The sequence below is a fragment of the Acinetobacter sp. ANC 4910 genome (genome assembly GCF_004331035.1).
GTDB lineage: Bacteria > Pseudomonadota > Gammaproteobacteria > Pseudomonadales > Moraxellaceae > Acinetobacter.
In genome coordinates this window covers 313455-337843 of the sequence record NZ_SJNT01000001.1, presented here as the reverse complement: position 1 = coordinate 337843, position 24389 = coordinate 313455, and the positions used below count along the sequence as shown (strand labels likewise).

The following is a 24389-nucleotide window of genomic DNA, read 5'->3' as shown; positions in this document are numbered from 1 at the left end:
ATGCGTTTAAGCAGTTTAAAACTTTCAGGCTTCAAATCTTTTGCCGATAGCACGACTTTACAATTCAAAGCCAACCGTAGTGCGGTGGTGGGACCGAACGGCTGTGGTAAATCCAATGTGATTGATGCCATTCGCTGGGTCATGGGTGAATCCAATGCGCGCCAACTCCGTGGCGGTAGCATGCAGGATGTCATTTTCACTGGTACAGCCAAGCGTAAACCTGTGGGCGTTGCTAGTGTCGAACTCCGTTTTGAAAATACTTATGGCAAATTAGGAGGCGCTTATAATGCCTATAATGAATTGGCGGTTCGCCGTCAGGTCAATCGAGATGGCAAGTCTGAATATTTTTTAAACGGGACCAAATGTCGTCGTCGAGATATTACGGATATTTTCTTGGGGACAGGTTTAGGTCCGCGTTCGTATGCCATTATTGAACAAGGCATGATTAACCGTCTGATTGATGCCAAACCAGAAGAAATGCGGGTGTTTCTTGAAGAGGCGGCTGGCGTATCTCGTTATCAGGCGCGCCGTCGTGAAACCTTATTACACTTAGATCACACCACCCAAAATTTATCTCGTTTAGATGATATTGCCCAAGAGCTCAAATCTCAGTTAAAAACTTTAAAGCGTCAGTCAGAAACTGCAATTCAATATAAAGCATTAGAAAAAACCATTCGGACCATTAAAGTGGAAGTGCTGTCTTTCCAATGCGAACAAAGCAGTCGTTTGCAGCAGGAATATACGGTGCAAATGAATGAATTGGGTGATCAGTTTAAATTGGTACGCTCAGATTTAACCACTTTGGAACATGATTTAAGTTCGACCAGTGAGTTATTTCAGCGTCTGATTCAACAATCGACACCATTGCAAAATGAATGGCAGCAAGCTGAGAAAAAACTGGCTGAGCTGAAGATGACTTTAGAACAGAAGCAGTCACTTTTTCAGCAAAATACCTCAACGTTGGCACAACTCGAACAGCAAAAGGCACAAACCAAAGAGCGTTTGCAACTGATTGAATTACAGCTTGAAACCTTACTGCAACAACAGGAAGATCAAACTGAACAATTGCAGCAACAAGACGTTTTAAATCAGCAACAAAGTCAAAGTTATCAAGATTTAAAAGAGCAACAGCAGCAAGTGCAGCAGCAGTTTGAGCAGCTCAAAGTACAAGTGGAAAAGCAGCAACAGCAGAAAATGCAAATGCTGGCACAGTCTGAGCAATTAACTAAAAATATGGTGCGTATAGAACAACAAAAACAAACTTTGCAACAGCAAGCCGCTCAGATTCAAAACCAAACTCAGCATGAAGATATGCAACAACTGGAGCAAGATAAACAATTGCTTCAGACCCAGATTGCACAATCCGAGCAAATGATTCAGCAGCAGCGTCAGCAGTTAGAACAATTACAGGAACAATCTGCTCTGCAAAAGAGTCAGGTGCTGCAATTAAAATCTGAGATGCAGGTGTTGCAGTCTGAACAGAAAAACTTAACCCAACTCTTGGTCAAGCAAAGTCCTGAATCACACAATGCCAATGTACAATTGATGCAGACCTTGAAGCTGACAGAACAGGGCAAACCACATGCCCAGTTGATCGAGAAATTCCTTGCCAAGTGGCTGTCGGCGGAAGTGCTAGATGCAGAGACTGAATTTCAAGCGAGCATTGCACGTCAGCTTAAAATGAGCGTCGGTCGTAGTAAACTTGCAGTGGCTGAATTGCCATGTTTGGCCGATTGGATTGCATCTGCACAACATTCGTTGTGGAATCAGGTTGCTATTGCAACGACACTAAGTGAAGCTTTGTCTTATCAATCTCAGCTTCAGCATGGGCAGTCCATCTTAAGTTTAGATGGCTATCAGGTTGCGGCGGATTGGGTCATTGGCTTGCTTTATGATGAAAGTAGCCAAGCAGGACAAGGTGCACTGAGCCATCGGATTCGTTTAGAAAGCATTGAGATTGAGCTGAGTAATTTACAGGCACAGTATGAGCTGGCGGATCAGCAATTACCGAGTCTACAACAACAGATTCAGCAGCTTCAAACGCAGTTTAAAGAACAGCAAGTATTACTGAAACAGCAGCAACAGTCTTTACAACAGTTGGATGTAAATATTGCCAAGTTACAGAGTAGTGCACAGGCTTTTGCCATTCAGCAACAACAATTGCGTGACCAGTTACAACAGTTGGATGAGCAGCTTGAAGAAGATGCCATGCAAAAGGATGATCTGGAAATTGATTTGCATGCACTGACTTTAAAGCTGGAACAGGTCTTACCCCACTATAAAACCACGCAATTCCAACTCGATGAATTGACAGAACAATTAGAGTTGGCACAGCAACAGAGTTTACAGTCGCAACAAGAGCTCGAAGTGTTGCGCCGTCAAAATACACAAACGCAGCAACAGATTGAACTGTTGGGAAAAGATCGTTCTTTCCTGAAAACACAAAATCAGCAAATTGCTCAGCAAATGGAGCAGGCAAAGAAGTTTGTGGATCCTGTTCAGTTAGAACTTCCGAGTTTGGAGTCACAATTTGCCGAGCAATCTCAGCAAACCGAGAAACTACAAAAAACATGGCATGCATGGCAGCTTGAGTTGAACAGTGTGCAACAAAAGCAACAGCAAGTGACCGAGCAGCGCCATCAACAGCAACAGCAAGATGAACGTTTACGAACAGAACTGGAAGAAAAGCGTTTGTCATGGCAAGCAGCCAAGTCTGACTTCCAACACTATTCTGAACAGTTGAAAGCGATGGACAGTGAATTAATCACGGGCTTAAACATTGATTTAGTTGCACATCAGGCACAATTGGAAAAAGCTCAACAACAATTTGCTAAATTGGGCGCAGTCAATTTAGCGGCTTCAGAAGAATATGAAGAAGTGTCCAAGCGCTTTGATGAACTGAGTCATCAAATTGAAGACTTAGAAAAAACAGTTGCACAACTTCAAGCAGCAATGAAAAGTATTGATCAGGAAACACGTAAGTTATTTATGACCACGTTTGATCAGGTCAATACGGAGTTGCAGGAATTATTTCCCAAAGTTTTTAATGGCGGAGAAGCTTGCCTCACGTTAGAAGATGATTGGCAATCTGGGGTTAAACTCATGGCGCGCCCACCGGGTAAGCGCAATAGTTCCTTGGCTTTGTTGTCTGGAGGAGAGAAGGCACTGACTGCATTGGCATTGGTTTTTGCCATCTTCCGTTTAAACCCAGCACCGTTCTGTGTATTGGATGAAGTTGATGCCCCTTTGGATGATGCCAATGTTGGTCGTTTTTGTAATTTGGTAAAAGAGCTTTCTGAACAAGTGCAATTCATTTACATTACACATAATAAGCTAGCAATGACGATGGCAACTGATTTATTGGGGGTAACGATGCCAGAGCCGGGGACATCAAAACTTGTTAGCGTAAATTTGGAACAGGCAAAAGAATACGGTTTAGTCGCGGAGTCATAATATGGAAGTCACAACAATAGTCGGTATTGTTATTGCCGTTATCATTATTTTAATCGGTTTTCGCATGTTGTTTAAAAAAAATGCGAATGCAACACCTTCACTTGAGAGCGAATTGCAGGTGAACTCAGATAGTCAGCTTCCAATTATTCCGCGTCATGTACGCGATCAATTGCAGACCTCAACAGAAGGAACAGAACGAGTTGAGCCAACGCTGAATGATGCTGAAGTGGTTGCAGATCTCACAGAAAAGCAGAACCCTAAAGTTGCCAAAGAAAAACAACAAGCTACAGATTCAGTAGTCCATACAGATGTCAAAACCACGACAGAAGCGGCACAAACAGAGACTGTGATTGAGGCAAATATAACAGCCAAAGTAGAAGAAAATGCACCAGTTGAAAATGCAGATGAAGGTTTACATTTAAATGCACATCATATTGAAAAAGCAGAAATTGTTGAATTTAATGAAGAAAGTAGCATTTTAGATGAACATTTACACGAACAACAACGTGTCGATGAAGAAAGTGTTTTACAAACAGCTGAAGAGTTTATTGTTTTTAATATTTATCCAGAACGTCGTGTATTGACGGGTGACAAGACTTTAAAGGTGTTGCTTAAATACGGTCTACGCTATGGTGAAATGGCATGTTTCCATCGTTATGATGAAGAACATGAAAAGCTTTCATTCTCGGTTTTACAAATTACCGATGAGGGGCCTGCTGGGTTTGACTTAGAAACTTTAGCCAATGAGCAAGTCAAAGGTTTGGCATTTTTCTTGGCGTTACCACATCATGATGTGCAAAATGCGTTTGATACCATGGTCAGTATTTCCAACCTGATTGCACGTGAAATTGATGGCACGATTTATGATCAAAATCAGCAGGAAATGACCGCACAATTGCGTGAATTTTGGCGTCATCAAGCCATTGATTATCGTTCTGGTCAACAAGCAACGGTATAATCAAATTGAAAATGAGAGTCTGACTTTTATAATAGTTAGACAAGATTGTTGAAGGGCGGAGAAACCGCCCTTTTTTATGGTGAAACTATGACTCAGCAAAACACTGTTGTCGCACAAATGCGTCAACTGATTCAGATTCTGGCACAGCATAATCATGCCTATTATGTGATGGATCAGCCCACCATTGCCGACAGTGAGTATGACCAGTTATTTCACCAACTGAAGGCATTAGAACAACAATATCCAGAATGGGTTCAGACCGATACCCCGACCAATAAAGTCGGTGCTAAACCATTGGCAAAATTTGAATCGGTGACACACGTTGTGCCCATGCTGTCGTTGGGCAATGTGTTTAATCAAGAAGAACTATTTGCTTTCGCACGACGCATTGAAGAACGTTTACCGAATCAGAAGATTGAATACGATGTCGAATTAAAGTTCGATGGTTTGGCAATTTCATTGTGGTATGAAAATGGGGTACTCGTTCGTGGCGTAACTCGTGGTGATGGCGAAACAGGTGAAGATATTACCCAGAATGTTAAAACCATTCGTAACTTACCGAAAGTTTTAACGCATGCCTCTGGTGTGGTTCCGACGTTACTGGAAGTCCGTGGCGAAGTGCTCATGCCAAAGTCTGGTTTTGAAAAGTTAAATGCTGAAAATGAAGCCAAAGGTGAAAAAACCTTTGCCAACCCACGTAATGCTGCGGCAGGTAGTTTAAGACAGTTAGATCCGAATGTGGCTGCTGCACGTCCACTGGCGTTTTATGCCTATGGTATTGCACAGTGTGAACCAAGTCATGGCTTAGCCACTATGTCGGCAAGTTTAGATTGGTTGACTGGGTTTGGCTTTGCCGTCGGTGAGCGCCATTTCATTTGCGACAGCATTCAAGCGGTACAGCAAGCGTATGAAAAAATTAACCTTGAGCGTCCGAATTTAAGCGTCGAAATTGACGGCATGGTGGTTAAGGTTAACGATTTAAAACAGCAACAGCAGTTGGGTTTTTTAAGTCGGGAACCCCGTTGGGCTACCGCTTATAAATTTCCTGCGGTGGCGGCATTGACTACGGTAGACCATATTGACTGGCAGGTTGGACGAACAGGGACGTTAACCCCAGTTGCACGTTTGAACCCAGTCGCTGTGGGAGGGGTTACGGTTTCCAATGTGACCTTACATAATATTGGGGAAATTCATCGTCTAGATGTGCGTATTGGCGATACGGTCAGTGTCTATCGTAGTGGTGATGTGATTCCAAAGGTGGAAAAAGTCTGGCCCGAATTCCGTCCTGAAAATACCATTCAAGTTGAACTGCCTAGCCAATGTCCTGTATGTGAATCACCTGTGGTCATGCCTGAAGGTGAAGCTTTAGCGCGTTGCTCAGGCGGCTTATATTGTTCTGCACAACGGATTGAGGCAATTCGCCACTTTGTATCACGTAAGGCTTTGGACATTGAAGGTTTGGGAGATCGTTGGGTAGAATCTTTATTACATTTGGATTTACTTCAAGACGTCGCAGACATTTACCACTTACACGAACACCGCGAAAAAATGCTCACCATTGAAAAAATGGGTGAGAAATCGGTTCAAAACCTGATTGATTCAATTGAAAATAGTAAAAAAACCACCTTGGCTGCATTTATTTATGCACTTGGTATTCGCGGGGTGGGTGAAACCACGGCACGAATGTTGGCCAATACCTTCCAAACCCTTGATGCGCTCAGGGTCGCCGATATTGAGGCTTTAAAGAAAACGCCCGATGTTGGTGATATTACGGCAGAGTGGATTGTCGATTTCTTCCAAGCACCCCATAACCTTGAAGTGCTAGATCGATTGTTGGCTGCGGGTATTCATTGGGATGCGCCAGTCGCACCGACGCGCCAACCTTTAAATGGTGAAAGCTGGGTGATTACGGGTACGCTCAGCCAAATGGGGCGTGATGATGCAACCCAGATGTTACAAGCATTGGGTGCGCGTGTTAGTGGCAGTGTTTCAAGCAAAACCAAATGCTTGGTCGCAGGTGAAAAAGCTGGCTCAAAATTAGAAAAAGCTGAAAAGCTCGGTATTCATGTGATGAATGAAAGCGAGTTTATTCAACTGATGCAAGATTATGGTCAGTTAGAGGCTTAGATTTTTGATTTGGATCAAAAATATACTGTTCAGAGAATAGCGTTCAGTTAAAGCACGACTAAAACGACTTTTAATGATGAGTGGCTCACAGCAGAGTCTTACCGTATTAGCATCAAATACTTGAAGTTCGTAGGTTACTTTGGATTAGCCCAAAGTAACCAAAGGCATTAGTCATCAGCAAAACTCGTTCATTGCCATCAATGAGTAAAATTGTCGCAGAAACAATTTTTTTCGAATGTAGTGTTGTCGCGAATAGTTGCTGATGATATTTCGTGTCTCATATGCCCTCATCAATTTAGAAAAAGCATAATGCTCGTCAGCTATGAAATTGACTAGCATTATGCTTTTTATTTATTTTTAAGGAATATATTGTTTGATCACACCATCGTTGAGCAATTGTTGAAAGTGCTCAATCAAGCTTTCTTTGACATCGCGATACTGTAAACCTAATTCTTTTTGGCTCTTGCTCGCATCAAAATAAATAGGGTAACCCATATTCAGTTCAACAAATTCACGGCTAAAACCAATGAGCGGACCAATCACTTTAAAGGCCGCTTTGGGCAGTTCATTGCGTGGAAATGGAAATTTCCAACCAAAATGTGCTTTAAGTAATTGACCAATTTCAAGCAAACTTAAAGTATCGCCACTGACGATGTAACGGCCTGTTGCTTTTGGGTTAAATGCAGCCTGTAGGTGTGCTTCAGCGACATCTTGAACATCGACCACACCATTCCACATGGGTGGAACACCAGCGAGAGTTAAGCCATTGGTAAATTGTTGTAAGACCTCAATTGAACCTGACTGCGTATTTGGCGTTAATGAATGACCAAAGACCAACGCTGGGTTAATGCAAACCAATTGCCAACTGTTTTGTGCATCTGCCATTTCCCAAGCTTTACGTTCAGCCATCACTTTAGAATATGGATAAGGCTGATGGGTCTCTGAGCTGCTGGTATTCCAGTGACTTTCATCAAAAGTATTATGATCAGTTTTTAAAATATCCACGGCATCGCCATAGGTCGATGCAATGCTCGAAGTGAGAATGACGCGTTTGACTGACTCAGTTTCATTCACGGTGTTTAAAACATTTTCTGTACCTAAAACAGCAGGTTCAATGATGTCTTTCACCGCATCTTTATAGTTGGTAACGACAAAAGGTGACGCCATATGAAATACAATTTCACAACCCTGCATTGCCTCTCTAAATGAATTTGGTTCGAGCAAATTCGCTTTAAATAGTTTGAGTGTTCCTGTGCTGCTTTCTGCAATTTTAGATAAATGCGCGAAGCTTTGAGTTTTGTTCAGGTCACGGACAGTGGCATGTACGGTATAGCCTTGGGTTAATAATTTTTGAATTACCCAACTGGCAATATAACCCGAGGCACCTGTGACCAGTACTGGTGCTTGTGTTGCTAAGTTTGTCATAGATCAACCATTGTTGTTTTAAGTATTGGCATAGTGTAAGCGCGAATGTGATGAAAGTCTTTGCTTATGGGAAACAGGTATCTAACTTATGCGTCATTTCAACGTAGATGTTGATGCACGTTATAAAACCAAGTTGGTCGAGGTAAATACGATTTTATGAGTCAACATAGACAACGTTATCAATAAAAAATATTGGGAGGTGTATTTAACTCCTACTATGCAACAGTGGGGACTCGCAGCTCTAAATTGAGTGTAACTTTTTATTTTTAATAATAAAAAATGATGGTGTGATAATTTTAACTTCGTGATGTTTTAAAGATGTAGTGAAATAAGGATCATTTTAAATAGTTACAAATTTTAAAATAAGCAGAATTTTGAATGAAATAGCCTTTGTCCTAAGATGCAAAATACTGCAAAGGCTTATTTTATATGCGGAAAATGGCTTAAATTAAACTGCAAATGCGTATATTTCTCATTTTAATTTTATAAAAATCATAAACTTACAAAATTTAAATTTTGCAATCTTTTTCAAATGTCGCCATAATATTTGAAAAAGGTAGGGGTATAACGAGATGCGCGGCAATCCAGAAGTAGTAGACTATTTAAATATGTTGATTGGTGGGGAACTTGCAGCTCGCGATCAATATCTTATTCATTCACGTATGTATGAAGATTGGGGTTTAAGTAAAATCTTTGAACGTATTGATCATGAAATGCAAGAAGAAGCAGCACATGCAGATGCCTTGATTCGTCGTGTACTTTTCCTAGAAGGTACACCGAATATGCACCGTGATGATATCGATGTGGGACAAGATGTCGTGACCTGTTTAAAGGCAGACTTGGCACTGGAATATCATGTACGTGAGAAATTGGCACAAGGCGTGAAACTGGCAGAAGAAAAAGGTGATTATGTCACGCGTGAAATGTTACGTCAGCAAATGTCAGATACTGAAGAAGACCATACTTACTGGTTAGAAAAGCAAATTCGCTTAATTGAATTGATTGGCTTACAAAACTATATTCAGTCGCAAATGTAAGATTCAAATAAAAAAAACCCAGTAAATACTGGGTTTTTTCTAGTTTAAATTTCTTTTGATATCAAATTACAGCTTATTCTTGATGTTCAATCGTTGGATCAAGTTGCCATGATTGTGCCAATGTTTGAATGATTCGATCTTTCTGTTTTTTTGAAAAAAGAGATAAAGGGATTCTTTCTAAAGGGTTTGGATCTACTGCACTAACTAATTGTTTAAAATAAATATCTGTTTTATACAGCCAAAAATCTTGGAAAGTTTGTTTTAATAATTTACGTTGCCATTCATATTGTCTGAATTTTTTAGGATCAATCGTGAGACAAGGTGGTTGTTGCAATGTAGAAAGTTGAACTGTACGCTGGCGTAAAAACAGATGTGAAATGATACGTTGGTTGGTAATAATGATAGAGTCAAAAAATCTGAAAAAACTCAACAAGCATAATATAGCCAACATTATAAAATGTTTAGACTGCAACGGAAGTGCAAAAGAAACATATATTGCTATGATCATACATAGGAGAAATAGGTAAATAGAATTTATAGGCTTTGTTTTATATAAAATTTTTTCATTGTTTTGTAATTGCATTAGTGATTACCATTTTATTTTTTGAATATCTGCTAAAACCTGATTGGCATGGGTTTGTGTGTTTACACTGCTATAGTGATAGACGATTGTGCCTCGCGGGTCGACTAAGAAAGTTTCACGCTTGGCAATTTGTGCCACACCAAAATTACGGACTATGCCGAACTGACCTGCAAGTTGCTGTTTTTGATCGGCCAAAATTGGAAAAGGGAGTCCCAATTTGTTGGAAAATTTTTGATGAGATTTGACATCATCTAGGCTCACACCCAACACCACAGCATTTGCTTTTAAGAATTTTGGATAAAGTGCTTTAAATTGATTGGCTTCTTGAGTACACCCTGGCGAATCATCCTTTGGGTAAAAGTAGAGTACCACCCATTGTCCACGATATTGTTTGGACTCATGCCATTTGCCATTTTGATCTTGTAACTTAAAGTTAGGCGCTGCCTGTCCAACCCATTGTTTTTGGCTTGAGGTGGAAGAAGAAAAAATCGAAGTTTCGGCATGAGTTAAATGATAAGTCCCGAAACTACAGGTCATACCTATTAAGCTAACACGGAGCAATTGATTCAAAGTCATTTTCTTCTTTTTCGATGCTATGGAAGATTTATCTTAGCAAACTATGACCATCATCAGTGCAACAAAATCATAGAATGGCTGTATATGGTTTTTGATGCTCTGACCAAAATGTGATCTTAATGTGGAGTTGATTTATCAGGGAAACCGTGTGACTTTTCAGTTTTAGAATGATAGGAAATGCAGCTCAGTCGTAAAATAAAAGCCGTTATACTGCTGTACAAAGTTTAATTTTTAGAGCAAAACGTTGAACGCGAGTATTTTACTGATTACGGGTTGGGGTGGTGGAACACAGTTGTTGGAACCTTTACAGCACAAACTACAACAACAAGGACATCATGTTGAACTGATCAATATTTTTAATGCCTTGGATGCGGATATTCTGCAACACCATGTTGAACTGGCCCATCGCTTTGATGTGATTATGGGCTGGTCGTTGGGTGGACAACTGGCAACGCTATTGACGCAGCAACTACAACAACAATATCAAGAACAAAAAACCTTGATTACTTTGGCATCAAACCCATGTTTTGTTGCACAATCGAACTGGTCAACAGCGATGCCACAAGAAACATTTGAGCAATTCAAACTGTCTTTTCAGCAGGATGCGATTACGACTTTAAAGCGTTTTGGCTTTCTGGTTTGTCAGGGTGCAGATTCTGCCAAGAAAGATTTTATTCAAATGCAAAAACTGATTAAGCCACAACCAATTTCACTGTTACAACACGGTTTAGTCTTGCTAGAGCAGTTGAATTTAACCGAAACTTTGGCGCATTATACAGGACAGCAATTGCATGTGTTTGCACAGCATGATGCACTGGTTCCCGGCGAAATTATTCAAAATATGCCACAATTACTTGCAGAGAATGTAAAAGTTGTATGTATTGAACATGCCTCGCATGGTTTTCCTTGCTTCGAAGTTGAGCAGAGTGTGCAAATTATAGAAGATTTTATCAATACAACTTTTCAAGCTGTCTAGGAATGACCATTCTCGCAATGTTTTTTAGAAACTTGCAGGTTTAAGATAGCCCACATTGTAAAAAAGAGTACGCCACAGGAGTTATGGATGACCGATTTATTTGACCTTGAACATATCTGGCATCCTTATACCTCTATGACCAATCCACTGCCGACGTTCAAAGTAAAGAAAGCTTATGGGGCAGTAATTGAACTAGATGATGGACGCCAACTGATTGATGGTATGTCTTCATGGTGGTGTGCGATTCATGGTTATAACCACCCAGATTTGAATCAGGCGGTGACCGATCAGTTGCAAAATATGTCGCATATTATGTTTGGCGGTTTTACCCATGACCCAGCCATTGAACTGGGCAAACTGTTATTAAAGATTACTCCGCCTAGTTTAGACAAAATTTTCTATGCCGATTCTGGTTCAGTTGCAGTCGAAGTCGCTTTAAAAATGGCAGTGCAATATTGGACGGCACAGGGCAATACAGGGAAGACCAATTTTGTCACGCCACGCTCGGGCTATCACGGGGATACGTGGAATGCGATGTCGGTATGTGATCCTGTAACGGGCATGCATCAGATTTTTGGCAGCAGTTTACCCAATCGAATTTTTGTTCCTGCACCACAAGTCGGTTTTGATCAGACTTGGGACCCAGCGGATATTGCTGAACTCGCACAAACCTTGGAACAGCATCACCACAGCATTGCAGGTCTGATTATTGAGCCGATTGTGCAGGGTGCAGGTGGCATGCGTTTCTACCATCCTGAGTATTTGCGCCAAGCCAAATTGCTCTGTGAAAAATACCAAATTCTGTTAATTTTTGATGAGATTGCGACAGGTTTTGGACGTACAGGCAAACTCTTTGCTTGGGAACATGCACAAGTTGAACCCGATATTATGTGTCTAGGCAAAGGCTTAACAGGTGGTTATATGACGCTGTCTGCAACCTTAACCTCGAAGCATGTGGCTGAAACCATTTCTAAAGGTGAAGCAGGCGTGTTTATGCATGGTCCAACCTTTATGGCAAACCCACTGGCTTGTGCAGTGGCATTACGCAGCACACAACTTTTAGTGTCTCAAGACTGGCAAAGTATCATCCAGCGTATTGGCAACCAATTGCAGCAACATCTTGCACCATTAGCACAACTCAATTATGTGCAGGATGTACGCGTGTTGGGGGCGATTGGTGTGGTTGAGCTGAACTTTAATGTCGATATGAAAACGCTACAACAAGAATTTGTAAAACGTGGCATTTGGATTCGTCCATTTGGTAAGCTGGTCTACGTGATGCCACCGTATGTCATTTCAGAAACGCAGTTAGATATTTTATTGACTGAACTAGTAGATGTAGTTCGCCATATGCAAGAGGAAGCGGCATGAATTTGTTAGACCATTATGCTGCACAGTTGGATGAACTGAAACAGCAGGGTAATTTACGTCAATTTACCTCTAACACCCAGCAGGGGAAATGGATTGAAATTCAGCAACGCCGGATGTTGAATTTAGCTTCAAATGACTATTTGGGCTTGGCTTCCGATCTGAGCTTACGCGAACAGTTTTTTGATGAAACCCCGAATGCACGTCGTCTGATGAGCTCATCTTCTTCGCGTTTATTGACAGGGAATTTCCCTGAATATGAACAGCTCGAAGCCAGTTTAAGTCAGGCTTTTGCTGGACGTGCCGCGCTGTTATTTAACAGTGGTTACCACATGAACATTGGGATTTTACCTGCGGTCAGCGATGCCAAAACCCTGATTCTGGCGGATAAACTGGTGCATGCCAGTATGATTGACGGGATTCGTCTTTCCTCTGCCAAGTATGTACGTTATCGCCACAATGACTTACAGCATTTATCGCAATTGTTGCAGAAATATCATGACGATGAGGCTTTTGAGCGCATTATTGTGGTGACTGAATCCATTTTTAGTATGGATGGCGATGAAACTGATTTGGCAGAATTAGCTCGCATTAAGTCCCAATTTGCCAAAGTGATGCTGTATGTGGATGAAGCGCATGCGATAGGCGTGCGTGGTGAACAAGGTCTAGGTTGTGCCGAACAATATCAAGTGATTGAGCAGATTGACTTCTTGGTAGGGACATTTGGTAAGGCGATGGCCTCAGTCGGTGGCTACTTAATTTGCCATCCGATTATCCGTGAATTTCTGATTAATCGTATGCGTTCTTTGATTTTCAGTACCGCACAGCCGCCAATCTGTATGGCGTGGACCAACTTCATTTTCCAAAAAGTGTTGAGCATGAATGCCAGTCGTCAGCATTTACAACAATTAAGCAGTTATTTACAACAAGCGATACAGGCAAAAGGCTATGCTTGTCCATCAACCAGTCATATTGTGCCAGTGATTATTGGCGAATCACAAAAAACGGTAGATACTGCGGCACAATTACAGCAAGCAGGCTTTTATATTATGCCTGTTCGTCCACCGACGGTTCCTGTACAAAGTTCGCGTTTACGTATTTGTTTAAATACCCAATTTCAGCAAGATGAACTGGATCAGTTTGTCGTTTTGTTATGAGTTTTAGTGTTGAATCCATCTCAAATAGATAAATTTCGTGTTGCTCAGCGTTTTGCACAAGCGGGACAAAGCTATACTGAACATGCCATTGTGCAAAAGCAAATTTGCCAACATTTAATGCAATTGATGCTAGATTTTCTGCCTACATGTCATCAGGCGCGGGTCTTTGAAATTGGCTGTGGTTCTGGAAATTTGAGTCACCTTTTATTGCAAAATTTGCAAATGGATCACCTGATTCTGAATGATCTATATGTTGAGGTTGCACGCCATTTTCCGCAACTGCAACAGATTGAATGGCGAATCGGAGATATTGAGCAACTTGAGTTTCCAAAACAATTAAACGTGGTGACTTCCAGTTCTGCTTTGCAGTGGATGACAGATTTACAGGCAATTTTTACTAAAGTCGCCCATGCTTTAGTGCAAGACGGTTTCTTCTGTTTTTCCATTTTTGGACAGCAGAATTTAAAAGAAATTAAAACCTTAACCGGGCAGGGGTTGGAATATCACAGCATGCCTGAACTTGAGCAAAGCTTGATTCAATCGGGGTTCGAGGTTTTACACCTAAGTGAACAACTGACCACGCTGTACTTTACCCATCCCAAGCAGGTGTTACAGCATTTAAAAGCTACGGGTGTTACGGCGACCAATGCAGCGCATCGTTGGACCAAGCATTCGTTACAACAATTTTATCAAAATTATCAGCAATTTTCGGAGATGGATCAGCAAGGGCAAGTGCAGTACACACTCAGCTATCACCCGATTTATTGTATTGCACGGAGAATAACATGAGCGCAGACATCTATTTTATCAGTGGGATTGATACAGGCATTGGCAAGACCTATACCACAGGATACCTGGCAAAGTTATGGAATGAGCAAGGTCAGCATGTCATTACCCAGAAACTGATTCAAACGGGCAATGTCGATGTATCTGAAGATATTCAACAACACCGTGAAATTATGGGTACAGGTTGGTTGCCAGAAGATGAAAGTAAACTGACCATGCCAGAAATTTTTACCTATCCTGCTTCACCACATTTAGCCACCAAACTGGACGGTCGTGACATTGATTTTGCCAAAATTGAAGCTGCAACACAGCAATTGGCAGAAAAATTTGAGGTGGTTTTACTGGAAGGTGCTGGCGGTTTAATGGTGCCTCTCACGACAGAAATGTTGACCATTGATTATCTAGAACAGAAAAAGTTTCCTGTGATTTTAGTCAGTTCTGGGCGTTTGGGCAGTATTAACCATACTTTATTGAGTTTGGAAGCATTAAAAGCACGTGGTTTGTCTTTATATGCTTTGGCTTATAATTTAAATGATGAGTCACAAGATCCGTTAATTTCCAAAGATACTTCTGAATATCTGAAAGCTTATTTAGCCAAGCATTTTCCTGATGCGTTATGGATTGATATTCCTGTGTTGTAAATGTAAAAAGAGGAGTTATTTTTAAATAACTCCTCTTTTATTATTGGCTTAAAATTTAATTAATGCTTGGATAGTTGTTTTTAATCTGTTGAGCGATAAAATCAAAACTTGATTTATTAAATAGCGTATAACTTCCTTTGGAATCGTAGTTGACTAATTCGCCATTAAAAATCATGCCATATTCTGGAGAAAGTATGTCGCCTTTGACATCCCATTCTCCATCATAAATTTTTCCATCTTTGCTAATTGCAGGATCAGCACCAGCTTCATATAGAGGATTACCACTACTATCTACACTATATGCCACATCGAGATTAGAAACTTTACCAATCTTATAGGTATAATTTAATTGGCCATAATGTTTTTGAATCCAGTCATTTAAACTAGTTGCATCTGTTACTGTAGATTCGGAAAAGTAAAATTGATAATCATCATTAACAATAGATTTGGGAATATAAACATAAGAACCAGCTGGGAATGTCGCAGTGCTTGAAAGTAAGGCAGCTAAAGCATCTTTATTCCCTTTTAAAATCATGCCAACTTGATTGTGTAGGTAAATATAATCCTGAGTTTTAGGATATCCTGTGAGTATATTGGTCGGGAAAATATCTGCTATCGTTTTACCTGACAGATCAATCTTTTCAAAATTAAAATTTTGCTTTCCTGCATTTAGGCTACATTCATCATTAAATAATGCTGTTGAAACTTGTAGCCCTTGAGATGAAGATAGGTAATAGTAAGGCCATCCACTAGATTGTTTTTGAAGTGTTTTTTGAGTATAAAGCCCCTGACTATTTAATATGTAACCTTCGTAAATTTCTTCATTTTCTGCGGTACTTTTATCTAATTCTTCTGCACTAACATTATAAATGGGTGCATAGTTCACATAGAGCATTTGTCCATTTCTTTGAATCACGTCTGCATATAGTTGAGTTACATAATTTGGAGTATTTACACTACTTTTATATTCATAATCCAAATTGTATAAAGGCTCATCAAAAATAGTAGTTCCGGTAATTTGGGAATTCAAAAGAATTCCTCGATTACATGTTAACGTGGTCGATCCTCCAGAACTTGAATTTGAAGCTGATGGAGTTGTCGAGGAGGTGGAACCACCTGATCCTCCTCCACATCCACTTAAAACTGTAATAGATATAGAGAATGCTAAAGTTGTAAGTTTTTTCATTTGTGCCACTCTAGGTTTTAAATTATTGAATTATTAAGTTTTAAAGTTAGAAGCGGATTATATACAGAATGGTCTGTTCGGTGAATATTTTTTATTCTTACATGTGATGACTTATAAAATGCATCATGATGTTAAGGCGTGCATTTAAATGCCGAGCGTTTTCACACTGGATTTTAATGGCTAATTGACCAGTGAGTAAGTCGATTTTACAAACAAAAAAATCCGCATTTTATAGAGAGTGAAATGCGGATTTTTTTCGACAAGATTAAAGTGAAGCGTTACTCTCAATTCCAATTTTAGTGATATTTAGACGTTGTGCCATCGCCATGACCATCGTGACTTGTTTGTATTCGGTCATGCGGTCAGGTTGCAGTTTAATTTGATCTTGTTCAGACTTTTTTGCCACCGTCATAAATAAACTTTCTAAAGCCTGCTTATTTTCTACAGACTGACCATTCCAGAAGATTTTTCCTTGTGCATCTAATTTGAGATTGATGATTTCAGGTGGTTTTTCATTGCTTTGTGGTGGCGGAGCACCATTTGGCAAATTAATATTGATGGCATTATTGGGAATTGGAATGGTGATAATAAACATAATAATCAACACCAACATGACATCAATTAATGGTGTCATATTGACATCGAGTAGTACATCATCGTCATCATGTGAGCCAATATTCATACCCATAACTTGCTCCTTCTGAGTCGATTATGGTGAAGCTGGGGGAGTGGTCACAAACGCAATTTTGCCAATCCCAGCGTGTTTGGTTGCATTAATTACCTGATCAATCGCTTCAAAGTGAGTCTGCTGATCGCCACGAATATGCACTTCAGGTTGCGGACGTTTTTGCGCCTCGACTTGTAGGCGTGTCATCAGCGTGGCTTTATCTGCAATATATTTTTCATTCCAGAACACATCCCCATTTTTATTGACTGCAAGTTGAATATTTTCGGGTTTATTGGCATAAGGCGTATTTTTCTCTTCAGGTAATTTTACGGGTACTGTATGGATGGCGACAGGCACCGTAATGAGAAAAATAATCAGCAGAACCAGCATAATATCCACTAGCGGAGTTGTATTAATGGTTCCAATTACATCATCTTCACTGTCATCTGAACTGACCATCATGCCCATGGTTGATGTCCTCTTTTATTTATTCACGACTTTTTTATGATTTGGATTGCTGCTGATTTCACCACTGAGTAAAACTGTGTGTAAATCAGAACCAAAGCTACGCACATTTTCCATTACCGCTTTATTGCGACGGGTTAACCAGTTGTAACCAAGTACCGCTGGTACTGCTACAGCCAGACCAATCGCCGTCATAATGAGGGCTTCACCAACAGGACCTGCAACTTTATCAATTGATGCTTGACCCGACATACCAATGGCGGTGAGTGCGTGATAAATTCCCCAAACCGTCCCAAATAGACCCACAAATGGTGCCGTTGAGCCAACAGTGGCAAGGAAAGCCAGTCCGCCACTTAAATGACTTTGAATTTTGTCGATGGCGCGTTGAATGGAAATGGTCACCCAAGTATTAAAGTCGATACGTTCTAATAACGTTCCTTCGTGGTTTTTGGTCGAGTGAATGCCCTTTTCCGCAATAAAGCGGAAGACACTTTCTTTATCTAAGCTATCTGTTGCGCTTTCGAGTGTACTGGCATCCCAAAACTCAGCATCCGCTTTACGACCTTGCCCTTTGATTTTCGATTGTTGCAGCAGTTTGGTAATCATGATGTACCATGTGCCAATCGACATCATGACCAAAATAAACAGCGTGGTTTTGGCGACCATGTCACCTTCTTTCCACATGGCTTCTAAGCCATAAGGGTTGTATGCAGGGGCTTCTGATTTGGCCGGTGGTTGCGGTGCAGTGGTGGTGTTACTCGGAGTTACTGCTGTAGTCGTTACAGGGGCAGTATCTTCAGCAAATGCAGAATGAATCGGGAGAAAGGTACTTGCTACAACTAAGCCAGCAGTAGCCATTTTTTTTACAGGATTGATCATTTTATTCATCTATATGCTCCAATTTTTGTTTAATTCATTAGTCCAGTGCAAATTCATAAGGAATTTCAAACCAAGTTTCTTGCGGTTCACCATTTTTTAATGCGGGATTAAAGGTGCATAAGCTATAAGCTTTAGAGGCTGCTTTATCTAAACTCTTCACACCGCTGGATTTTTTCACTTTGACTTGTTTGGCTTTCCCATCTGTACCCACCAGTACCGAAATGGTCACTGCACCAAATTCACCATTCATTTGCGCTTCACGTGGCATTTCTGGTTGTTTACAGCCGCCGTCACCTTGCGATGCTCCGCGAGTTGCACCCGCTGGTTTAGATGCAGGGGCGGGTGCCGCTGCTGCCGCAACAGGTGTAGGAGCGGGCACTGGACTTGGTGAAGGCGCTACAGTAGGTGTCGGTGTGACAGCTTTTACAGGTTGAGTTGGGCTAACTGGTGCTGTTTTTTGCACACGTTCGACTTTTTCCACTGGTTTTTCGGGTACATGGTTTTTTACGACCTCTTTAACCATTTTGGGTGGTTCGGGTGGAATTTCTTTGGGTTTGGGTTTTTCGGGTTCAGGTGGTTTATCTTGAATAATCATCAATTCCACAATGGGTTCTTCTGGCTTATGTATGGTTTTGGATAAACCTGCCATAAGGGCATAGAAAATAATAAGATGCAGAAAAATGACTGCCCCAATACCAATCAGGCGTTTGGCTGAATTGTTCTCTAATGCTGTGAAACTCGTGCCCATGGTTACTCCTGAAATTTGAGACAAACAATAAATCGTTCACGCATCACTGCTTATGAAAGATGGACGGATTGACAGTATTTGTTGTTTGGCTAAATGAAGGATTAAATGTTTTGCCCATACTGTCTCGCTGGAGGATTTCAAGACAGAATGGGCAGAACGCCAATTAGAACTTGTAAGTCCCCCGCAAGAAGTAAGCGCGTCCAGTTGGGTCGCTATAGCGTGGGTCATAACCGTATTGGAAGTTATCCATCACATTCGAAGCAGCAGGCTCAGCATCAAACAGGTTTTTAATCCCCGCAGTCAGCTCTAGGTTTTTAAAGCCTTTATAGGTTCCTGACACGTTATAGAGGGTGTAGTCACTGACTTTGTGGTGGTCATAAGCATCATCGCCAATGGCATTTTGGTCGTCGTAGCCACGGTAGAATTCTTGCTCAAATATCATCTTCCAGTTTTCATAACTCCAATTAATGTTGGCAACGTGTTTCCAACGAAGAATTGCAGGGTCATCATAAGTTCCGACTTTGCCTTCCCATGCTCCGCCAGCTTCTTCTTGTTTGTCATATTTGATGATATAGGTGCCATCGATGCCGAAACCAAAACGACCTGTTGCGGTCATTGGAGTCAAATAGTTTAGGGTTAGATCGATCCCTTCGGTTTTAATCCCGCCCATATTCACCAGTGTGGTGTTGACGTATTTAATCCGACCTTCATTATCACGCACAAAACGGTCTGCATATTTGGTTGGATTTTCAAAAATCATGGCATCACTAATGGTGTCGATCAGACCATCAATTTCAATATTGTAATAATCGGCTGTGAACACTAAATTCTTGATGGGTTCGAGCACAAAACCCGCAGTATATGAGGTGGATTCTTCTGGTTGTAAATCGGGTGAACCACCTTGCATACGTTTGAACTGCACATTACATTCGGTTTGGTATTGTGTAGAAGTCGCTTTACCCCCTGGACAAAGCACAGGGTCATCATATCTTGCCCCAGTGTAGGTTTCACTTTGTGGTGCATTGATGTCATATAAGCTTGGTGCGCGGAAACCTGTACTGTAGGAGGTACGGAACATCAGTTGTTTGAGTGGTTCCCAACGGAAAGCAATTTTGGGGTTAAAGGTATCGCCAAAATCACTATAATCGTCGTAACGAGCAGCCAGTTGAGCCTCTAAAGTTTTGGTGATTGGAATATGTAACTCACCAAAGAAGGCGGTAATATCTCGGTCACCTTCGCTCAGCGGTTTATTCGGGTCTATACCACTACTCGGGACTTGACTCACAATGTCTGAATTAACTTTAGCTTCCCATTCTTGTTTACTGAAACTGCCACCGAGTGCTAAACCAACATCACCTGCGGGTAAGGTATAAATAGGTCGGCTCACAGTAAGGTCAACCGTGGTGGAATCTAATGAAGCAACATTCGACTCACCTGTGACCGAAAAAGAATTCCATAAATTTGAGTCTGGACTGGCACCAAAGGGATTGATCAAACCATCATTTAAAGCGGCTTGTAATTTGCTGCGGTTCAAATAACCACTAACAAAACTGTCGGTTGCTTCACTTTTTGCATAGGTCACGCCACCGTTCATGTCCCATCCGTAGGCTTCACCCTCAATACCAACAAAAGCACGGTGCGACTCATTGACAGATTGAGAAACACGGTTGCCCGCTTGTGAACGTAAATACAGTTGTAATGGCACACCGCTTAAACCATCTACAGACGGTGTAACTCCTTTACCAGGATAATAAGGACTGGTCTCAGGGAGAGTTACTGAGCGACTGTAGACATCGGGTGCAATGGAAGTGGTGACTTCATTGTGGGAATAGATATATTCACCGATCGCATTGAACGTGTCGCTAAGTTTGAATGTACCGCGACCCATTGCCGAAATGGTTTCTGTTTCAGGGGCAATGCCAATCAATGCTTGGGTGTTGAGATAACACAGCCCACCATCTGCGACAACATTTGGAGTGTTATTACAGTTACTATTGCCATAAGGATTGCCCAAAGTTCCTGTGGTCGGGTCATAAAAGTTGGCGGGGAAACCATTGGCTGAACTGGCATCAATGCCGAGTTCAGGTATTAAGCCACCGCGTTTACTGACTTTACGGTCTTTGGCCATAATGTCATTAGAACGACGGTAATCGACCACACCAAAGACGTTAAAACCTTGTTCATCTAAATCGCCGTAGCCACCAAAAATTTGGACGTCTTGTTTATCTCCGCCTGACTGCTCAGGTTGAAGAAAGCCACCACTGATGCTGAATCCCTCGTAGCTTTTTTTGGTAATTAAGTTAATGACCCCTGCAATTGCATCGGCACCATACACGGCAGAGGCACCATCACGTAGAATTTCAATACGCTCAATCATTGCCAATGGAATGATATTTAGGTTGGTGGTGGAGGTGCTAAATGCACTATAGGCCAGACGGCGTCCATTCAGTAGAACGAGAGTTTTGTCGGTTCCTAAGGCACGCAGGTTGGCAGATGAACCTTCGGTATTGCTTGCCCCGACGTTCTGTGAGGTCGAAAAGCCCGCTTGGTTGGCACTGACCTTGGTCAATGCTTCTTCGACGGTGGTAATCCCTTGATTGGTTAAGTCTTCGCCCTTAATAATTGTAATTGGAGAGGTACTTTGCGCGGCCACCCCCTTAATTGAAGATCCCGTTACTGTGACTTTGGCAACTTTTACGGGTTGCTCTTGTATTTCTGTGTTTTCTGTATCTTCGGCATGAGCTAAAGACAAGCACATCATACTTAAACTCAGCGTACTTAATTTAAGAATTGCTTTGCTAACCGATGGCTTGTCCATCGCCTTAGCAGATTTGTTCTTTATCATCGTAAAAGTAATCCTTTTTTTGTATTTAGCGAGATTGCTGTGTAGGTTTAAGCAAATCAGATGCCAATTTGATTTTTTATGCATAGCTAAAACTTAAATATTTGAAATATATCTAGTTATTAAATTTAAAATGTGAATTTACTCACAACTTTTATTGGCTATATAAGTAGAAATGTTGAAATGAATAGGGTGGGTGAAAATGCGTCAATTTGGAACTTAAAGTCATGTGCTATTTTGTGTATTTTAAATTTTTGTTTAAAAAATAAACTAAATTAACTATTTTCAATTGAATTATAAATTATTTTTATGAAATGTATAAATGTTAAAATATATATAAAACAACAAACTAAATATATTTTTTGTTATAAAAAAATGAGTCATGAGCCATTATGAATCATGTGTGTATTTTTTTTGTGCGTTATGTAAGTGTATGTTGTAGGCTTGGTTTATGTATTTTTTGGCCAATAAGATGGTGCAATGAGTTAGATAAAAATACGATAAATATCTAATAAAAAATAACTTTAAATAATGTGATTTTTTTAAATACTGGCAAGTTTTTCAGGATGGCACGAAATTCGCTTTAGCCTCAAATCATTGTAGATTCATGATTTAAGCAGAGGACGAATGACAAAGAATTTGCTTAAATGGAACATGAATAACAATAAACACTCAGTTTAAAAACAATGAATGACGCAGCGCTTAAGCGTGCAGCACAGGAAAGGTAAAAATTGGAAGCCAAAAAATTAAGAATAGCCATTTTAACCCTGTTGATTTCATCGGGCTGTATGCTGCAAGCCAATGCTGCGGCACAGCCCAACAAGATTTTACACGTGGCGATAGAAGCGCCTGATGATGGTTTTGATATGGTCAAAACCTACAATTTTTACAGTGGAAAAATCGCCGAAGTTATTTTTGAACCTTTGCTGAAATACGATTATTTAGCTCGCCCTGTGCAATTGGTGCCGAATACGGTACAGGCTTTGCCGCGTATCGAGCAAAATGGCAAGGTTTACACGTTTCAGATTAAGCCAGGGATTTATTTTTCACCCGATCCTGCGTTTAAAGGGCAGCGTCGTGAACTCAAAGCACAAGATTATATTTACAGTATCCAGCGTATTTTAGATCCGAAAAACCGTTCAACCACCTATTCATTCATTGATGGAAAAATTGTGGGGGGTAATCAAGCCAATGCACTGGCCAAGAAAACGGGAAAGTTTAATTACGATGCGCCGATTGCAGGCTTAAAAGCCCTTGATCCCTATACTTTACAAATTACTCTAACCCGTCCTGATTATAATTTTCAGTATATTCTGGCGTATGTCACCTTTGGTGCTACAGCACGTGAAGTAGTTGAATATTATGCTGATCGTATTGCACAGCATCCTGTTGGGACTGGGCCGTATCAACTGAGTAAGTATGTTCCGCGTAGCAAAATTGAATTGACCGCCAACCCGTATTACCGTGGTTTTGTCTGGAATTTTAAATCGACAGGTAGCGCTTGGGATAACAGATTAGTAAAAGAAATGTCAGGCAAACAGATGCCGCAAATTGGCAAAGTTGAGGTCAGTATTATTGAAGAAGAACAATCGCGTTGGTTAGCATTTAAAACAGGGCAACTCGATTTCGACAAATTAACTTCGAATGCTGTGCCGCAAGCACTGGATGGTCAGAAGCTCAAACCTGAATTGGTGAAGCAAGGGATTCAGCACTATCCCAATAAAGACCCCGAAATTACTTACACCATGTTCAATATGAAAGATCCTACTGTTGGTGGATTCAGTCTAGAGAAAATTGCCTTACGTCGTGCAATCACTTTGTCATTTAATCAAGACGAAGCGATTAAACAACTCTATAAGGGACAGGCGGTTCGGTCTGAAATGCTGGTTCCAGACGGTGTGCAGGGCTTCAATCCGAATTATCGCAGTAGCCTCGCCTATAACCCTATCTTAGCCAATAAATTACTGGATCGTTTCGGTTATAAAAAAGGTGCAGATGGTTATCGGACTTTACCCAATGGCAAAGCACTCACTTTAAAGTTTATGACGGAAAATAGTTCCAGTTCCGTGGTGCAATCTGAACTGTGGAAAAAGAATCTGGATGCAATAGGTATCCGCGTTGATTTTCAAGTGAGTAATTTTGCCGATAATTTAAAAGCCGCAACGCAATGCAAATATATGCTGTGGGGTGGTGCTTGGATTGCAGATTATCCAGAAGGAGAAAATTTTGCGCAGTTGCTGTATGGGCCGAATTCAGCACAGGGCAATTTAAGTTGTTATCAATCCAAAAGTTATGATGCACTGTATCAGCAAATGTTAGGTTTACCACCACAGCAACGCTTACCATATTATGAAAAATTAAGCCGTCAAATCGAAGCTGATAATCCATGGATTATTCATAGTAGCCGTATTCGCAACTGGTTGTTGCATCCACAGGTTCAGGGTTTTAAAGCTCATCCGATGATGAATAGCAACTGGCAATATTTAGATATACAGCCTGTAAAAAATAAATAAGT

19 protein-coding genes are annotated in these 24389 nt (G+C 40.9%); 10 read left to right on the top strand and 9 right to left on the bottom strand.

The annotated features are described in order from the left end of the window. The 3 genes from smc (at nt 1) to ligA (ending at nt 6538) form a co-directional block, all read left to right on the top strand. Nucleotides 1-3453, top strand: coding sequence for a chromosome segregation protein SMC (gene smc, locus E0H82_RS01450; RefSeq protein ID WP_131262666.1), 3453 nt, complete (start codon nt 1-3; stop codon nt 3451-3453). 1 nt (nt 3454) lies between these two features. After that, the gene (locus E0H82_RS01445; RefSeq protein ID WP_131262665.1) at nt 3455-4411 is read left to right on the top strand and encodes a cell division protein ZipA C-terminal FtsZ-binding domain-containing protein; all 957 of its coding nucleotides are present in this window, start codon (nt 3455-3457) and stop codon (nt 4409-4411) included. 87 nt (nt 4412-4498) lie between these two features. Then, entirely contained in the window at nt 4499-6538 is a 2040-nt protein-coding gene (gene ligA / locus E0H82_RS01440; RefSeq protein WP_131262664.1) for an NAD-dependent DNA ligase LigA, read from the top strand. A gap of 357 nt (nt 6539-6895) precedes the next feature. Here the strand turns inward: ligA and E0H82_RS01435 are convergent, their stop codons facing one another. Next, on the bottom strand, nt 6896-7963 hold the full coding sequence (locus E0H82_RS01435; protein ID WP_131262663.1) for an SDR family oxidoreductase: 1068 nt from the start codon (nt 7961-7963) through the stop codon (nt 6896-6898). Between the two features lie 572 nt (nt 7964-8535). On the opposite strand from E0H82_RS01435, the gene ftn reads away from it, so the two are divergent. Next, on the top strand, nt 8536-9000 hold the full coding sequence (gene ftn / locus E0H82_RS01430) for a heteropolymeric bacterioferritin subunit Ftn (protein ID WP_131262662.1): 465 nt from the start codon (nt 8536-8538) through the stop codon (nt 8998-9000). A gap of 73 nt (nt 9001-9073) precedes the next feature. On the opposite strand, the gene E0H82_RS01425 is transcribed toward ftn, so the two are convergent. Further along, the gene (locus E0H82_RS01425; protein WP_131262661.1) at nt 9074-9583 is read right to left on the bottom strand and encodes a hypothetical protein; all 510 of its coding nucleotides are present in this window, start codon (nt 9581-9583) and stop codon (nt 9074-9076) included. A 6-nt stretch (nt 9584-9589) separates the two neighbouring features. Next, on the bottom strand, nt 9590-10120 hold the full coding sequence (locus E0H82_RS01420; RefSeq protein WP_228258609.1) for a peroxiredoxin: 531 nt from the start codon (nt 10118-10120) through the stop codon (nt 9590-9592). 283 nt (nt 10121-10403) lie between these two features. Between E0H82_RS01420 and E0H82_RS01415 the strand changes: the two genes are divergently transcribed. The 5 genes from E0H82_RS01415 (at nt 10404) to bioD (ending at nt 15087) form a co-directional block, all read left to right on the top strand. Next, a complete protein-coding gene (locus E0H82_RS01415) occupies nt 10404-11135 on the top strand; it encodes a hydrolase (protein ID WP_131262659.1) in 732 nt (243 codons plus the stop codon). 87 nt (nt 11136-11222) lie between these two features. Next, nucleotides 11223-12506: an adenosylmethionine--8-amino-7-oxononanoate transaminase gene (gene bioA / locus E0H82_RS01410; protein WP_131262658.1), complete on the top strand. Its 1284-nt coding sequence runs from the start codon at nt 11223-11225 to the stop codon at nt 12504-12506. After that, the gene (locus E0H82_RS01405) at nt 12503-13660 is read left to right on the top strand and encodes an 8-amino-7-oxononanoate synthase (RefSeq protein ID WP_131262657.1); all 1158 of its coding nucleotides are present in this window, start codon (nt 12503-12505) and stop codon (nt 13658-13660) included. Before bioA ends, E0H82_RS01405 begins: the two co-directional genes overlap by 4 nt. 9 nt (nt 13661-13669) lie before the next feature. Further along, a complete protein-coding gene (gene bioC, locus E0H82_RS01400) occupies nt 13670-14449 on the top strand; it encodes a malonyl-ACP O-methyltransferase BioC (protein ID WP_131262733.1) in 780 nt (259 codons plus the stop codon). After that, a complete protein-coding gene (bioD, locus tag E0H82_RS01395; RefSeq protein WP_131262656.1) occupies nt 14446-15087 on the top strand; it encodes a dethiobiotin synthase in 642 nt (213 codons plus the stop codon). The genes bioC and bioD overlap by 4 nt, the downstream gene beginning before the upstream one ends. Before the next feature lie 55 nt (nt 15088-15142). Here the strand turns inward: bioD and E0H82_RS01390 are convergent, their stop codons facing one another. The 6 genes from E0H82_RS01390 to E0H82_RS01365 all read right to left on the bottom strand — a co-directional run bounded on the left by E0H82_RS01390 (nt 15143) and on the right by E0H82_RS01365 (nt 21877). Beyond that, a complete protein-coding gene (locus E0H82_RS01390) occupies nt 15143-16273 on the bottom strand; it encodes a hypothetical protein (RefSeq protein WP_131262655.1) in 1131 nt (376 codons plus the stop codon). Between the two features lie 265 nt (nt 16274-16538). After that, nucleotides 16539-16961 carry an ExbD/TolR family protein gene (locus E0H82_RS01385; RefSeq protein WP_131262654.1) on the bottom strand — a complete coding sequence of 141 codons (423 nt, stop codon included), beginning with the start codon at nt 16959-16961 and terminating at the stop codon, nt 16539-16541. Between the two features lie 21 nt (nt 16962-16982). Further along, nucleotides 16983-17408 (bottom strand): ExbD/TolR family protein, encoded by a 426-nt coding sequence (locus E0H82_RS01380; RefSeq protein ID WP_131262653.1) that lies wholly within the window; start codon nt 17406-17408, stop codon nt 16983-16985. Nucleotides 17409-17423: 15 nt separating this feature from the next. After that, on the bottom strand, nt 17424-18293 hold the full coding sequence (locus E0H82_RS01375; RefSeq protein ID WP_131262652.1) for a MotA/TolQ/ExbB proton channel family protein: 870 nt from the start codon (nt 18291-18293) through the stop codon (nt 17424-17426). A 28-nt stretch (nt 18294-18321) separates the two neighbouring features. Then, a complete protein-coding gene (locus tag E0H82_RS01370) occupies nt 18322-19032 on the bottom strand; it encodes an energy transducer TonB (RefSeq protein WP_131262651.1) in 711 nt (236 codons plus the stop codon). A gap of 163 nt (nt 19033-19195) precedes the next feature. Continuing rightward, on the bottom strand, nt 19196-21877 hold the full coding sequence (locus E0H82_RS01365; protein ID WP_131262650.1) for a TonB-dependent receptor: 2682 nt from the start codon (nt 21875-21877) through the stop codon (nt 19196-19198). 785 nt (nt 21878-22662) lie between these two features. On the opposite strand from E0H82_RS01365, the gene E0H82_RS01360 reads away from it, so the two are divergent. Further along, nucleotides 22663-24387 (top strand): ABC transporter substrate-binding protein, encoded by a 1725-nt coding sequence (locus E0H82_RS01360; protein ID WP_131262732.1) that lies wholly within the window; start codon nt 22663-22665, stop codon nt 24385-24387. The last annotated feature ends 2 nt before the right edge of the window (nt 24388-24389 follow it).

Excerpts from the sequence above, each read along its gene's own strand:
- E0H82_RS01380 (WP_131262653.1), bottom strand. The coding sequence starts at position 17,408 with ATGGGCATGATGGTCAGTTCAGATGACAGTGAAGATGATGTAATTGGA.
- bioA (WP_131262658.1), top strand. The coding sequence starts at position 11,223 with ATGACCGATTTATTTGACCTTGAACATATCTGGCATCCTTATACCTCT.
- ligA (WP_131262664.1), top strand. The coding sequence starts at position 4,499 with ATGACTCAGCAAAACACTGTTGTCGCACAAATGCGTCAACTGATTCAG.
- E0H82_RS01375 (WP_131262652.1), bottom strand. The coding sequence starts at position 18,293 with ATGAATAAAATGATCAATCCTGTAAAAAAAATGGCTACTGCTGGCTTA.
- E0H82_RS01365 (WP_131262650.1), bottom strand. The coding sequence starts at position 21,877 with ATGATAAAGAACAAATCTGCTAAGGCGATGGACAAGCCATCGGTTAGC.
- bioD (WP_131262656.1), top strand. The coding sequence starts at position 14,446 with ATGAGCGCAGACATCTATTTTATCAGTGGGATTGATACAGGCATTGGC.
- E0H82_RS01420 (WP_228258609.1), bottom strand. The coding sequence starts at position 10,120 with ATGACCTGTAGTTTCGGGACTTATCATTTAACTCATGCCGAAACTTCG.
- E0H82_RS01435 (WP_131262663.1), bottom strand. The coding sequence starts at position 7,963 with ATGACAAACTTAGCAACACAAGCACCAGTACTGGTCACAGGTGCCTCG.
- smc (WP_131262666.1), top strand. The coding sequence starts at position 1 with ATGCGTTTAAGCAGTTTAAAACTTTCAGGCTTCAAATCTTTTGCCGAT.
- E0H82_RS01445 (WP_131262665.1), top strand. The coding sequence starts at position 3,455 with ATGGAAGTCACAACAATAGTCGGTATTGTTATTGCCGTTATCATTATT.
- E0H82_RS01405 (WP_131262657.1), top strand. The coding sequence starts at position 12,503 with ATGAATTTGTTAGACCATTATGCTGCACAGTTGGATGAACTGAAACAG.
- E0H82_RS01385 (WP_131262654.1), bottom strand. The coding sequence starts at position 16,961 with ATGGGTATGAATATTGGCTCACATGATGACGATGATGTACTACTCGAT.
- E0H82_RS01370 (WP_131262651.1), bottom strand. The coding sequence starts at position 19,032 with ATGGGCACGAGTTTCACAGCATTAGAGAACAATTCAGCCAAACGCCTG.
- E0H82_RS01390 (WP_131262655.1), bottom strand. The coding sequence starts at position 16,273 with ATGAAAAAACTTACAACTTTAGCATTCTCTATATCTATTACAGTTTTA.
- E0H82_RS01425 (WP_131262661.1), bottom strand. The coding sequence starts at position 9,583 with ATGCAATTACAAAACAATGAAAAAATTTTATATAAAACAAAGCCTATA.
- E0H82_RS01360 (WP_131262732.1), top strand. The coding sequence starts at position 22,663 with ATGCTGCAAGCCAATGCTGCGGCACAGCCCAACAAGATTTTACACGTG.
- ftn (WP_131262662.1), top strand. The coding sequence starts at position 8,536 with ATGCGCGGCAATCCAGAAGTAGTAGACTATTTAAATATGTTGATTGGT.